The sequence below is a fragment of the Varibaculum sp. GTC20041 genome, from assembly GCF_055387755.1.
Map to the genome: position 1 here is coordinate 1,760,476 of NZ_AP041144.1, position 13,912 is coordinate 1,774,387.

The window sequence follows — 13,912 nt, forward strand, 5'->3', positions numbered from 1 at the left end:
TACGGGTTTGTTCTCGACCATAAGGTTAGCTCTAAAAGCCTGGGTATGCGTTTTTGCGCACCTGTAGAAATCCCTACTGCCGCCATGGGCGTGGATGATATTGAGGTGTCAGGGCGGGCCGGTACTCTTACCCGCTTTAAAGGGTGGCAAGATGGCGAAATAACTTTGAAACTAGCGGTGCGTGGCGGGCTGGAAGCATTCCGCAAAGCCGCCTACGCGCTGACTGGGGCCCACACGATTGGGTTTAGCGGTGAGCCTGGCATGTTCAGGTATCTTAAACACGTCAAAATATCACCAGCGCTAGGCTCGCTGTCCACTTGGGTATTGTTTGAAGCCGAGCTTTGTTGCCAGCCGTTTACCTACCTGGAAACCGGGCTTAAACAGCTAACTTTGAGCGGTTCGGGCACGATTAGTAATCCTGGTCTTTTAGCTTCCGATCCGGTAATAACTGTTTTTGGTACCGGGGATTTGGAACTAAAAATAAACAATACCGTCTTGATGGTTTCTGCTCCTAGCGGGCAATTAACTATCGATAGTCCCCGGCTTACAGCCCACGTTGCAGGTAAAACCCAAACCGATGGGATTTCAGGGCCCTTCCCGCAACTTTCTCCTGGTGCTAACCACATTGAGCTGGGCACCGGTATTTCAAGAATCGAAGTTAAAGGTAACTGGCGTACCTTGTAGAAAGGAATAACCCATGATTACGATTCATGATCGTAGCGCTAGGGATTTTACTGCCAGTGGGTTAGCGGTGCTAGATCGCCACGTTATCGACCCGATGGTAAGTCAGGAACTAAACGGCAAGTTTTCCCTAACATTTTCCTACCCCTTTGATGGGCCAGCAGCGAACCTGTTGGTAATAGAAAACATCGTGGCCGCCCCGGTTCCAGGAATAAACCTCCGGCAAGGATTTCGTATCAGCGAGGTCACCACCAGCCTTGACGGGATACTCGAAGTAGTTGCCCATCACGTGTTTTATGACCTTTCTGCAAACCTTATCGCTGACACCTATGTGGTAAACAAAACCGCTAAAGCAGCCTTAGATCAGCTGCTAGGGGCAGCCAATAGCCCGCACGGTTTTAGCGCTTCTAGTTCAGATAACTCGCGTCGATCCTCTGCACGCATAGTTAGAACCCCACTCAGCGCGGCTCTGTTAGGTGACAGCGACAACAGTTTTATTTCGCGTTGGGGCGGGGAGCTTACTTTCGATAACTGGCATATCCACCACGCGCCCCGCATAGGTGCTAATCGTGGCGTGGTTATTAGGGATCGTAAGAACCTGTCCGGATACGAATCGAGCCTGGACTACACCACGATAGTTACCCGGATTTTGCCGGTTGGTTACGACGGTCTGCTCCTACCTGAACTGTACGTGGATTCTCCGCGCATAGGTGATTATGTTGCGCCGCGTATCAAGGTCATCCGCTATGGGCAAGTCAAAGCCATCAAAGACCCAGGCAAGCCACGTGAGGACGAACTTCCCCTAGAGCAAGCTCACGCGAGACTGCGTGAACTAGCGAAAGCTGAGTTCTCTAGTTGTCATGTCGATCAACCGCATTGCGCTTACAAGATCTCGTTTGTGGATCTGGCTTCGACGAAAGAATATGAGGGTTTTTGCGACCTAGAAACCGTGACCCTAGGCGACACAGTAACCGTCCGCCACGATGACCTCAACGTGGCACTCACCGCCAGGGTTGTTGCTTATGACTTCGACCCACTCGCAGGTGAATACATCAACATCGAACTTGGCAGTACTGCAGGAAAATTCACTGACATCACCCACACCATCACCGCTGCCCGCAGCGAGGCTATCCAAGCCCAGCAGGCAGCAAGTATTGCGCTAGCTAGCGCGGACGGGAAAAACACCAACCACTATGGCACCACCCAACCGGTATTAGCGCGGCTTGGGGATGTGTGGTTTAAAGAAAATGGTGAGCAAGTAGGAATCTGGATCTACCGCGTTACTGATACTGGCCAGCCTACGTGGGTCAGTCTTGCTACCGATTTGAACGCGGCCGAACTGGCGGCAAACCTGCAAGCAGCTAAAACCCAGATCGCGCAAGCAAACGCTAGCGTTGAGCAAGTCCAAGCAAGCCTTAAACAAACCCAAGGCGAGCTAGTAAAAACCAGTACCGATACAGCGACTGCAAAAGCGCGGGCCGAAAAAGCTCTCCAGGATGCAACCAATACTCAAAACGCTCTAGAAGCGTTCAAAGTGCAGGTAGCAGATGAAACCAACAACATTAACTCCTCCTTGACGATGGTTTCAGACAACGTGAACCTGAGAGTTAAAAGAGCCGAGATTATTACCCAAATCAATCTGTCGAATGAAACCGTGCTGATTGATGCAGCAAAAGTACACATCAGTGGGCAAACCTCAATAGATGATGCCGTAATCGGTACCGCAATGATTGCCGATGCGGCTATCACTAACGCTAAAATCGGTGAGCTGTCCGCAGATAAAATAACCACCGGTACCCTAGCGTCCGCGCGGATTGCCGCCGGGAGCATCACTAGCGATAAGCTCACGATTGCTAACGGATACATCCAAACAGTCATGATCCGCGACGCTGCTATCACCTCGGCGAAGATTGCTTACATAGATGCCAGCAAGATCACCACTGGTCTGCTTGATGCCAACCGGATCGGAGCGGCATCCATTACGGCAGATAAGCTTTCCGCTAACGCTATCCAGGTTGGTCTTGCCGGGTGGACAAGTAATATTCGCATCAACCCGACCCAGATTTCTTGGTATAACGGTTCGGAACTGGAAGGGAAAATCGCTAGTACCGGGATGCAGTTTTGGTACGGGAATCGATATATCGGACAGTTAGGCAGGGGCCATAAAAAGGATCATGAGGAAATAGAGGGTATCTCCACGTCGCTAGCTAACGAGGGTGACTATGTTGCCTGGACCTACCAGGACGCTCCAAACGGGGACTATTTCACGTGTTTGACCCTAGACCCAAAGGGAAGGTTTTATGATTCGGCTGGCATCCACCTTGGGGCTGATCTGCGCACGAATGGTTACAAGTTCTATACCACCGAAAACAGATCGGTCACCTTGGAAGATTGTGTACTAACCGATAGGGGCACGCATCCAGGATGGGTCGGGCCGACAAAGCTAGCCAAAGTAGTATTCCACACCTATGACGTCATGATCGTCACCAACGGCACGTTCTATAACATGACCCGACTTTTCGACCGGCTCTCAGACCTTATGAGCCGGGTAAACGGGCTCATCGGGCTGCTTAACCAGGGATGGATCAGCACCATAACCTCCAAAGCCGATGGCACCATCTCCTGGACCTACTTCCATAACACCGGGTATCAACCAATGTCTACCAACACTGCCTAAACCAGGCTGTATACAAAGAAAGGAATACGTCATGAAAATTTGGATAGCTAACAAGCACCTAACCGGACTAACAGAACTATTAGCTGCCATGAGTCTTAAACCTGGCCCTTCTAGAGCTAGAACCAAACTGCTAGACCTAGTAAGACAGGCCACCAAGCGTTTTAGCGATGACGAATACGAACTGGTAACCCAATACGCCTCCCTAAACGAAAACGGCAAACCCCGCATCGATGCTGGGGGAACATTCACCCTGGCATGCCCAGAAAAAGCCCAAGAATTCTTCACCGCTCGTCAAAGCCTATTCGATTCCCTGGCCGAAGTATCTGGGCCGACCTATCAAAACCATCTCCAAGAAGTAAAAAGCCTCATAGAAACCTACGACGGCGAGCTCGCCGGGCAACAAGCAGAAGCATTCTGTGCGTTAAGCGAAGCAGTAGAACAAGCCATAAGCAAAGGAGAAACCTCATGATTGAGCAAGCGATAATCCCGATCCCCTCTGACCCAAAACCAGCCCCGCCAGGAAAAACAAAAAACACAGACAATCCCGTATTGGTGGCACCCAGAAAAAACACTATGGATATCACCCGCCTCACGCTGCAAGCCCTAAAGCGCCCACATATACAAACCGAATAGCACCGCCTTGTTTGAAGTTTCAATGCCTGCCTTGTGCAGGCATTTCCTATATCCGCAATCCCCCACGCTTTCCCTAACCCGTTAACTATTTTGAAAGGACAGCAAGAATTTTGTCTATCAAAACCATTTGGATGCTATTCCAAGGCGCCATGACCGCTATAGGTGCTTGGCTAGGAGCCTTCCTCGGTGGAACCGATTCCCTGCTCTACGCCATCGTAGCCTTCACCATCATCGACTACGCCACCGGAATACTAGCCGCAATCAACGCTCACCGACTCAGCTCCTCGGTTGGGTTTCGCGGTATCGCCCGCAAAATCCTAATCTTCGCCCTCATCGGACTAGCCCACTTATTGGATGTGCATATTCTTGGCACCCCCGGAGTGCTACGCACCGCCACCATCTTCTTCTACCTATCCAACGAGGGCATCTCCGTCCTGGAAAACGCTGCACTGTTAGGTCTGCCGATCCCGGGCGGACTACAACAAGCATTAGACACAATCAAGCAAACCGGTCAAAACCAGCCCGCCTTAAAAACCGGCTCAACCCCGCCCGCTAAGGCGAGCAATCCAGATAAATACTCCCCGCCAACCCCTCAGGCAGGCCAGATTAATCCAGGCAAATATCTGCCCCAACACGCCCTCCCTAACGAAATAGAAAAACCATGAAAACATTCCTTAAATTCCTGGCACTCCTAGCAGTCTTAACGCTACTTACCGCCGGGATCTGGCTCCTTTTCGCCATATTCCTTTCATGGATACTTACCCCCCTTATCTACCTGATCGCACTTTTTATCCTGGCCACCAGCTAAACCAACCAAAAAAGAAACGGAGAACCCAAAATGAAGAACTGGAACACTCTAGAAGCTGACCTGAACCTGCTGATGAACAAACACTTCACCAAAGGCAGACAAGGCCGATCCATCAACAAAATAATCCTGCACCACAACGATGGAAACCTTTCCATACAAGGATGCTGGAACGTATGGCAAACCCGACCCGCCTCCGCGCACTACCAAGTAGAAACCAGTGGCCGCATCGGCCAACTCGTCTGGGACCGGGACACTGCCTGGCACGCGGGAAATTGGGTAGCCAACACCACCTCCATTGGAATCGAACACGCAGACGCATCCACCCACCCCTACCGTATCTCCGATGCCTGCCTAGAAAACGGGGCACACCTTCTCGCCGCGTTGTGTCACTACTACAAGCTCGGCCGACCCACCTGGGGCAAAAACGTATTCGGACACCGCGACTTTTCCGCAACCGAATGCCCCGCCTCCATAGCCGGATCCCAACACGCAACCTACATGGCCAGAGCCAGCTACTGGTACGACCAAATGGCCTCCAGCAAAGTATCCGCTACGCCAGCACCTGCCTCGAAGCCTGCGCCTGCGCCGAAGCCAACCACCACTGGTGGCAAGAGCGTCGACACGCTCGCACGTGAAGTCATCAATGGTTCGTGGGGTAACGGGAATGACCGCCATCAGCGGCTCACCGCGGCCGGGTTCGACTACGACGCCGTGCAAGCCCGCGTCAACGAAATCCTCGGCCTTAAAGCCAAACCCGCAGGCAAGAGCATAGAGACCCTCGCTCGTGAGGTGATTCGTGGGGATTGGGGTAACGGGAAAGAACGCTACAACCGCCTCATCAATGCTGGCTACAACTACCAACAAGTACAAAACCGCGTCAACCAAATCCTTGGCTAACAAGCCGAAGGCAACAACTGAATAACCACGCTGAATAAGAGCCGCCCTGGCGAGACGTCACCGTCTTGCTGGGGCGGCTCTTTTTCGTTTCTACCCGTCCGGTTCGCTTCTTCTTCACGGGCGTATGGCGCCATCACAAAAATGGACCGTCCGGATTGGGCTTCTGGGGTGGCTTAAAGCGACAGCAGGTTCATCGAGTTAGGAGCACGCTATGGGTTTTGATGCCAGAGAACAGCACGCAATCCAGCAGGTGCACGCTGACCACGTACCATATCGGCGCATTAGCCAGATCCTGGGTTTGCCACCAACATCGGTTCTTCGTTTTATTAATGCCCTACCAGCAAGCACCACCCGTGTTCCTGATGATGTGCTCGGTTGGTGCCCGTGGTGTGGGGCTCGTCTATATCGACGCACTGACGGCAAAAAGCAGCGATTCTGTTGTAGCGAGCATCGGCGTGCCTGGTGGAAAGCACACCCTGAGGCGAAAAGGCGCACTGCTATCTATAGCTTTACCTGCGCTGGTTGCGCAACCACATTCACTGCCTACGGAAACAAGAAACGCAAGTATTGCTCCCATGCCTGCTACGTGACCCACAGGGGCACGGTATGAAAGCGGTTCAGATGAAACATGAGGCAGTCTGCAGGGTCACCCTTGCACTTGCCGAAAAACTCCGCGTAGCCGGTGCCATCTCTCAGGCTGATTATCAGCGGATACGAGAGACTCTCATCAGCTCTTACCAGCCCCTGATTATGGGGCTTTTACTACCGCAGCGACTGGATAAAACAGGCGTTCAGAGTGATGTATAGAAGCAAAGGTTCACACCGAACGTGATACAAGGAGACGAGCATGGAAATCTGCACACTACCACCCAAACCCGCCCAGCTACGACTGACGCGGGTGGCGGCGTATGTGCGGGTATCACGCGAATCTAAGCGGCTCACTCACTCGTTTTCTGCCCAGGTTTCTTACTACAACAAGCTGATCAGCTCAACGCCAGGCTGGGAATATGCCGGGGTCTACAGCGACTACGCAACGACAGGTACGTCTATCTCGGGGCGCGGCGAGTTCAACCAGATGATCGAGCAAGCACTCGCAGGGAGCATCGACATTATTCTCACCAAATCAATTAGCAGGTTTGCCCGCAACACTCTCGATCTACTAAACACAGTGCGAGCATTGAAGGCTGCTGGGGTGAGCGTGCGTTTTGAACGTGAAAACATCGACACCGCCAACGCTGAGGGCGAAGTCCTCCTCACTTTACTAGCCTCGTTCGCGCAAGCCGAATCCGAATCTATCTCGGCTAATGCGAAGTGGGGAATCAGAAAAAAGTACAAGGATGGACTGTTGCATTCGCGCCAACCCTACGGATACCACTACCACCACGGCCAGCTCGACATCGTTGAAGAAGAAGCCGTTATTGTGCGGCGTGTATTCAGCGAGTTTCTTGAAGGGATCAGCCCAGAGAAAACCTGCAAACACATGAACCAAGAGGGATTGCGTTCACGTGGTGGCGGCAAGTTCCGTGCCTCGGTGACCCGCGATTGGCTGGAAAACCCCACCTATATCGGTACCGCAATCTTGCAACAATACTTCAGTGCTCACGCCGGAGATAACACACCGACTCTGAATCGTGGCGAGCTCACGAAATACATTGTGGAAGACTCCCACCCAGCCATCATCACGCGAGAAGTGTTTGATGCTGTCCAGGCAGAACTAGCTAGGCGGCGTGCTACGGGCGGACGTAGCTTGACCCCAACCGGTGGGAGTAGCGCTCTTACACACCGCATCACCTGCACTATCTGTGGCAGGAACTATCATAGGCGTACCCGCCGCTTGGCACACTCGACCTATAAATACTGGTGGTGCGAAACCGCCACGAAAGGCAAAGGCAACCCCTGCCATGCTCATCAACTACGAGAAGAACACCTGCACGCCACCATCAAACGCCTGCTTGGGCTTCATGCTTGGGACGACCAGCAGATGGTTAATCGTATCGAACGGATTGAGGCCAGCCCGAACTGGCTCCTCACCATCCACCTCAGCAACGGAAACACTGCCACGATTGACTACCGCACCGGTGAGGAGATGACTGCCTGATGCCACGGATTACCACTATCCCTGCCACCAAAAAGATACACACCTCATCCACGGCTTTGCCCTCGCTTCGCCGCGTCGCTGGTTATGCTCGCGTCTCCACCGATGATACTGACCAAGCGAACTCCTATGAGGCGCAAGTGGATTATTACGAGCACTACATCAACAACCACGACGACTGGCAATACGTCGACATCTATACCGATGAAGGAATCTCTGGCACAAGCACAAAACACCGTGACGGATTCAACCGCATGATCGCCGACGCCTTAGCTGGCCGTATCGACCTGATCGTCACCAAAAGTGTCTCCCGGTTTGCTCGCAACACCGTCGACTCCTTGACAACCGTGAGGAAGTTGAAAGACAAAGGCGTGGAGGTATTTTTCGAGAAAGAAAACATCTGGACACTCGACTCCAAAGGCGAACTATTGATCACCATCATGTCAAGCCTCGCCCAAGAAGAATCCCGCTCCATTAGCGAAAACGTCACCTGGGGTCAGCGCAAACGCTTTGCCGACGGGAAAGTAAATATGCCATTCAAGAACTTCCTCGGCTACGACCGCGGCCCAGACGGTAGCCCGGTTATTAACCCCGAGCAAGCCGAAACTGTGCGCCACATCTACCGCCACTACCTCGAAGGCATGAGCATCCCCCAAATCGCAGCCTCATTAGACGCGGACGGAATACTCACCCCACGACGTAAACACAACTGGAGCCACACCACCATCCAATCCATCCTCACCAACGAAAAATACAAAGGCGATGCTCTGCTGCAAAAATCCTTCACCGTAGATTTCCTCACCAAAGAGATCAAACCCAATCACGGCGAAGTGCCCCAGTATTACGTGACCGACTCCCACCCAGCCATCATCGACCCTGAAACGTGGGAACTCACCCAAGCGGAATTCGCGGCTCGAGGTAACGGTCGGCGCGAGCGAGTGTTCACAGGCAAGGTTTACTGTGCTCACTGCGGCGCAGCCTATGGCAGCAAAACGTGGCACTCCACAAGCAAGTATCGCGCCGTCATCTGGCAATGCAACCACAAATTCTCCACACCCCACCCAGGCAAAATGCCGATCCTGCGCGATGAACAACTCCAAGCCATGTTCCAGAGCGCGCTCGCCCCGCTCATCGAGCAACGCGGCCTCATCGACTGGAGACTCCTCACCGCTGTACTCACCGACACCAGCGAGCTAGAAACCAAAGCTGCTGAGCAAGCTACTGAAGTAGAGATCGCCACAAAACTGATCGAGCAAGCTATCAACACGAATGCGCATCAATCCCAAAATCAAGATGACTACCATCAACGCTTCAAGAAGCTGGAACAACGCCAGCGTGAAGCCATCAACGCCTACGAAGCAACCACGGCAGAGATTGAACGGCGCACAGGCATCAAAGCCACACTCAACCACTACCGACGCACCCTCACATCGCTAGAGAAAGCAGGCAACTTTAACCCCGCCACCTTCCACACCCTGTGCCAACGCATCGAGATAGCACCAAGTGGCAAAGCAACCGTGATCTGGAAAGACGGAACCAGCACACAAGCGCAATAGCCAGAAAGCTCCCCAAATAGAAAGCCAGCACCGATCATTTCGATTGCTGGCTTTCTATTTACCCAGCTCAACACAACAATTTCGCGTAACCCCTATTTTGGAGCAAACAAGCGATTTTTGGAGCAAAAAGGCAAAACAAAACCTGCTGGCGCGAAATTGTATCAACACCAGCAGGCAGTTAGTGGAGCTAGCGGGAATCGAACCCGCGACCTCTTCCATGCCATGGAAGCGCGCTACCAACTGCGCTATAGCCCCGAAAGCCATGTCCTACCTTCACAAGCCCGCTCGGTAGGCACCAAATAACTTTAACTAACAGTGAGCCTTTACTTCAAATCGCCCGTCTGTGTATTCCGACATAGTCGTTACTACCACAGCTCATACCCTGCCACACGCCCTAAGCCAAGGAAGGTAGCGCCGAACCGGGAACCTCGGGGGCTCCAATATTGTGTGAGACCAGACGCCATCCCGGCTTTCGTGAGTAAGGAATCACCGTGGACCAGTGGCAATTATCTAACCCTCGCAGTCCCTGCCAGGCCAAAGGATCCAAGCCCATAATCTTCACCAATCCCTGCGTCAAAGCTGAACCGTGAGACACCACCACTAAGACGCCCTCTACCTCGTCAAAATGATCAGCAACGCATTCGGCAACCCGCGACCCGACTTCACCGCGCGACTCTACACCCGCCAGGGGACATTCCCCGGTTGCCCGCCATTCTTCATAGCGTGCCGCAAAACGATCTTGCAGTTCTTTCACCGAAAGACCCTCAAAATCCCCGAATGCACGTTCACGTAGGCGCTCGTCAACCCCAAACTGAACGCTCTCGCCACACAGATCAGCCAGAGCCTGTCCCGTATCCTGAGCGCGCCCCAAGTCAGAACACACAATCCGCTCAGGCTTAAGCTTAACTAGCTCTTCCGCGGCCGCCGCGGCCTGGGCTACCCCCGTCTGATTAAGGGGAATATCCACCTGTCCTTGTACCCGTCCCTGCAGGTTATAGTCAGTTTGACCGTGTCGCCAAAGGACAATCCTCTTCGCCATGAGTTGCCTAATCTAGCCCTACAATCAAACTCGCAGCGTCCCCACGCACCCCTTGAGCAGCTACCCGAGCCTGCTCCGCCTGGACTGCTTCCTCCAAATCGGGCAATTCGATGCGTGGGCAGTCATTCCACAGTCGTTCCAGCCCGTAATATTCGCGCTCTTCAGCCAGGAAAATATGCACGATTACCCCCGGTATCTCCATGAGTACCCACCGGAATTCATCATTACCCTCAATAGTGGTCGGATCAGCGCCCGCATCATGGCAGGCATGATCAATTTCATTCATAATCGCTCGCGCTTGGCGCGGATTATCGGCCGAACAAATCACGAAAATATCCGTAATGATAGTTTGTTCGTGAACATCAATCGCCACCACATCAGTCGCCAGTTTACTGGCAGCCGCCTGGGCAGCGATTTCAGCTAATTGATGCGGGTCAAGCTTTTCGACCAAGAAGAACTCCTATATTTGAGTAACGGTTACATTATCTACGATACCGGGTTGGAAGATATCCTGCCCCATCGTTTGAGAAATCACTGGTCGATCCATAGTAAGCACCATTCCCAAAGCAATAATCAGCAAGATAGATAGCCTAAGCACCCAACGCAAGAACGTTTGGATAAACGTTAGTGGCTCTTCCTCGCCCTCCTCATCAGCGGATTCTTGCCACGCCCCGGCGCGAATGTCTTCCTGCTCCGGGGCCTCAGCTTTTTTTGCTTTCCTTTTCCGCTGCCACCACCGGGTTTTCTCCTCTTGAGGAGACTCGCTTTCGGCGGAAACGGGCGAGGCATCGCTCGGTTTAGCTTCCGAGGAATCGGCTAACGGCGCTAGTGTCGGACTGTCAGCCGCAGCAGGAACCGCTAGCGGACTTGTGGCAGTAACCGCGGGGGCTGCAGCAGCTGGGGCAACTGGCGCCGCAGCCGGTGCGGAAATAACCGGCGAGAGTGGCTGTGCATTAGCTGACGGCACTGCAGTCGCTCCTGGTACAGCTCCTGTACCTGACGTAGGCGCTGGCTGCGCTGGCTGTGCCGTCGGAGGGGTTACCACTGGCTGCGTAGCGCCTATTGTCTGAGGCGCTGCTTCTGGCCGCGCCAAAGCAGGCTGGGGCAGCGCCACGTTAGCTTGAGCAGCAACATCGGCTCCAGCGGGAACAGCGGCTCCAGCGGGAACAGCGGGAACAGCGGGAACAGCGGGAGCTGGAGAGGCGGGCTGCGCGCTGGGCGCAGGAACAGGAGCTGAAACGGGAGCGGACTGCACCTGCGAAACTTGCGGTTCGACCTGAGTAGCAGCGGGAAAAGCTGAAACTTGACGCTGCCCTGCAGTAGCGGCCGGGGGCGCCGGAGCTGGACGCACAGATGCCTGACTTCCGGTATGCCCCGCTAAGGTGAGCGAAGCGGAAGGGGCTGCAGCCGGTTTGGTTACCCCCAATTTACTCTGCGCCAAGGCCTGTTGGAATAGCTCAGCAGCGGAACCAGCTTCACCAGCGGCTATATTTAATGGAGATAAGTTAGCCGCGTTGGGCGCTAATCCCCGCGCAGAGGTTTGCGGGGGATTCTGCATGCTAGTAGCGGCCGGCACTGCCGGTACTGGCCCGGCTGGAGCCATCGGAGAAGTTACCTGTGAACGAACGTCTCTTCTTTCCTGTCCCCTAGCCTGGGAGGAAGCAGAGGTTGAGGACGCCGGGACAGCACTAGCAGGCAGGTGAGCCGGCATCTGCGGAGCCCGAGCCGCAGTCGGAGCCGGAACTGACCTAGTTTCCGCAAGATTCTTACTGGTAGCTGCAAAAGCTAAACTATCGGCGAGCGCCCGGTCGTCGGCCTTATCAGCTAGAGCGTCAATCGGACTTACTCTCACGGGTTGGGTAGTATCGACATCAAGAGCCGCCCCCGTCCCTGGGGTGGTGCCAGAAAAGCCCGCATCGGCATTTGCTGGCGAATAAACCGATTTACCAGAGCCGCCGGGGGCATCTGCAAAAATACGTGAGGTGGCCTGCGAATGTCTCTCCTCTGAAGGTACTGAAGCAGCAGCTACCCCCGCCTGCGTCCTCGCCTCAACTGCGGGAGCTTGTCGGGGGGATCCCGGTTGCGGAGTTGACGCGAGCGGCGCTGCCGGCTCCTGCGGGACAGCGCGAGGGCGCGGTTTGGTTAGCGAATCTCGCGGTGAAGACTGCACCGGCCCTTGCGAAACCGGTTGTAACTCTTTGGGGATAGCCTGTGCTGCCCGCGGCGTAGCATCAGCTGGAGCTGCAGGGGCACTTGCGGGTGGTTGCCCAGATCCCGCCTGTAGATTTTGAAACGAAGCCAATAGCTCCGCCATTTTTTCGGCTTCAGTTTTTTCTTCCGCGACCTGCGTGTTTAAAACTTGTTGTTCCCGCTGCTGCTGTTGACGGGCAGCAGTACGCAAAGCTTCCTGCTCGGCATCCTCTAATTGGCGTAAACGTTCCGCAGCCTGAGCCGCTAAACGTTCCTGTTCCCGGGCGTATGCTTGAGCTTCCTCCCGTTCCTTCAATAGCCGCTGTAAATCCGCCTCTGCCTTTTCTCGCGCTTCTCGCGCGACTTTACGCATCTGTTGCTTTTCTCGATAGTCTTGTACCCAACTGCGCCCATCCTGTTCCGGGCTAAGATTGCGATGTGTTTGCTGCGCAGCTGCCAATGACTCCTGGCGTAGCTGCCAAGAAATATCCCCCTCAACCTGGCTAAATCCTTCTTGGATCTGTCCCCATTGGGACTCTTGCGAAGTCGGATGGGCGCGATAAGTTGGACGTCGTCCTCCGGTGCGGATCTCCTCCAGGCGAGCTAACTGTTCCGCAATCGAAATCTGGCCGTACTTAGAAATCGGCGAATAGGTCTGCCCCTCAGGGCGATTCGGAAAGTCTGCTTCGCTCATTAGTGGTTATCCTCCAGATAAAGACCATATTTCGCGATGTATTGCACAACCCCATCCGGAGTCAAGTACCAGATCGGAGCCCCGGATGCCACCCGCTGACGGATGTCGGTCGAAGAAATAGCCATGGCAGGAACCTCTAACAAAGACACCCGCTCGGCAGGTAGTTTTTCGGTGTCACCCCAGCGGTGACCGGGGCGGGTTACCCCCACGAATCGCGCCAGTTGGAACAGTTCGTCCGCGTTTTTCCAATCCATGATTTTACGCAAAGCGTCCGCCCCAGTAATAAAAAATAGGTCGCAACCAGGACGTTCCCGCTTTAAATCCCGCAAGGTGTCTACCGTGTAGGTGGTTTCGCCCCGTTCAATATCCACGCGAGAAACGGTAAAACGCGGATTGGAAGCGGTAGCGATAGAGGTCATTAAATAGCGATGCTCTGGCACTGTAACCCGCCGCCCTTTCTTAAACGGCTGGGTAGCTGTCGGCACGAAAATAACTTCATCGAGGTCGTAGCGGTGCTGCACCTCAGATGCCGCCACCAAGTGGCCATGATGAATCGGGTCGAAGGTACCACCCATGACTCCGATACGCCTGCCCGTGACGCCAATGCCTACCGCCATTAATACCCCTTCTTGCCAGCTTTTC

General features: G+C 54.0%; 13 protein-coding genes and 1 tRNA gene. 9 read left to right on the forward strand and 5 right to left on the reverse strand.

Going from position 1 to position 13,912, the window contains the following annotated elements; translation table 11 throughout:
• Window positions 1-45 precede the first annotated feature (45 nt).
• From ACZ5BI_RS07605 to ACZ5BI_RS07645, 9 genes are all read left to right on the forward strand, one after another.
• Entirely contained in the window at window positions 46-684 is a 639-nt protein-coding gene (locus ACZ5BI_RS07605; RefSeq protein ID WP_464896074.1) for a hypothetical protein, read from the forward strand.
• 13 nt (window positions 685-697) lie between these two features.
• The gene (locus ACZ5BI_RS07610) at window positions 698-3,358 is read left to right on the forward strand and encodes a phage tail spike protein (RefSeq protein WP_464896075.1); all 2,661 of its coding nucleotides are present in this window, start codon (window positions 698-700) and stop codon (window positions 3,356-3,358) included.
• 31 nt (window positions 3,359-3,389) lie between these two features.
• Window positions 3,390-3,827: a DUF1617 family protein gene (locus tag ACZ5BI_RS07615; RefSeq protein ID WP_464896076.1), complete on the forward strand. Its 438-nt coding sequence runs from the start codon at window positions 3,390-3,392 to the stop codon at window positions 3,825-3,827.
• Window positions 3,828-4,101: 274 nt separating this feature from the next.
• A complete protein-coding gene (locus tag ACZ5BI_RS07620; protein WP_464896077.1) occupies window positions 4,102-4,656 on the forward strand; it encodes a phage holin family protein in 555 nt (184 codons plus the stop codon).
• A 173-nt stretch (window positions 4,657-4,829) separates the two neighbouring features.
• Window positions 4,830-5,696, forward strand: coding sequence for an N-acetylmuramoyl-L-alanine amidase (locus ACZ5BI_RS07625; protein ID WP_464896078.1), 867 nt, complete (start codon window positions 4,830-4,832; stop codon window positions 5,694-5,696).
• Window positions 5,697-5,907: 211 nt separating this feature from the next.
• Window positions 5,908-6,306 (forward strand): hypothetical protein, encoded by a 399-nt coding sequence (locus ACZ5BI_RS07630; protein WP_464896079.1) that lies wholly within the window; start codon window positions 5,908-5,910, stop codon window positions 6,304-6,306.
• An 11-nt stretch (window positions 6,307-6,317) separates the two neighbouring features.
• Window positions 6,318-6,503: an SHOCT domain-containing protein gene (locus ACZ5BI_RS07635; RefSeq protein ID WP_464896793.1), complete on the forward strand. Its 186-nt coding sequence runs from the start codon at window positions 6,318-6,320 to the stop codon at window positions 6,501-6,503.
• Window positions 6,504-6,543: 40 nt separating this feature from the next.
• Window positions 6,544-7,794 carry a recombinase family protein gene (locus ACZ5BI_RS07640; RefSeq protein ID WP_464896080.1) on the forward strand — a complete coding sequence of 417 codons (1,251 nt, stop codon included), beginning with the start codon at window positions 6,544-6,546 and terminating at the stop codon, window positions 7,792-7,794.
• Window positions 7,794-9,347 (forward strand): recombinase family protein, encoded by a 1,554-nt coding sequence (locus tag ACZ5BI_RS07645; protein WP_464896081.1) that lies wholly within the window; start codon window positions 7,794-7,796, stop codon window positions 9,345-9,347. The genes ACZ5BI_RS07640 and ACZ5BI_RS07645 overlap by 1 nt, the downstream gene beginning before the upstream one ends.
• Window positions 9,348-9,529: 182 nt before the next feature.
• Here the strand turns inward: ACZ5BI_RS07645 and ACZ5BI_RS07650 are convergent.
• The 5 genes from ACZ5BI_RS07650 to nadD form a co-directional block, all read right to left on the reverse strand.
• A tRNA-Ala gene (locus tag ACZ5BI_RS07650) sits at window positions 9,530-9,602 on the reverse strand.
• 139 nt (window positions 9,603-9,741) lie between these two features.
• The gene (locus tag ACZ5BI_RS07655; protein ID WP_316098157.1) at window positions 9,742-10,386 is read right to left on the reverse strand and encodes a histidine phosphatase family protein; all 645 of its coding nucleotides are present in this window, start codon (window positions 10,384-10,386) and stop codon (window positions 9,742-9,744) included.
• A gap of 7 nt (window positions 10,387-10,393) precedes the next feature.
• Entirely contained in the window at window positions 10,394-10,837 is a 444-nt protein-coding gene (gene rsfS / locus ACZ5BI_RS07660) for a ribosome silencing factor (RefSeq protein ID WP_464896082.1), read from the reverse strand.
• 9 nt (window positions 10,838-10,846) lie between these two features.
• Window positions 10,847-13,270, reverse strand: coding sequence for a hypothetical protein (locus ACZ5BI_RS07665; RefSeq protein ID WP_464896083.1), 2,424 nt, complete (start codon window positions 13,268-13,270; stop codon window positions 10,847-10,849).
• Window positions 13,270-13,887, reverse strand: a complete 618-nt coding sequence (gene nadD, locus ACZ5BI_RS07670) for a nicotinate-nucleotide adenylyltransferase (protein WP_024058201.1) — start codon at window positions 13,885-13,887, stop codon at window positions 13,270-13,272. Before nadD ends, ACZ5BI_RS07665 begins: the two co-directional genes overlap by 1 nt.
• Window positions 13,888-13,912: the final 25 nt, after the last annotated feature.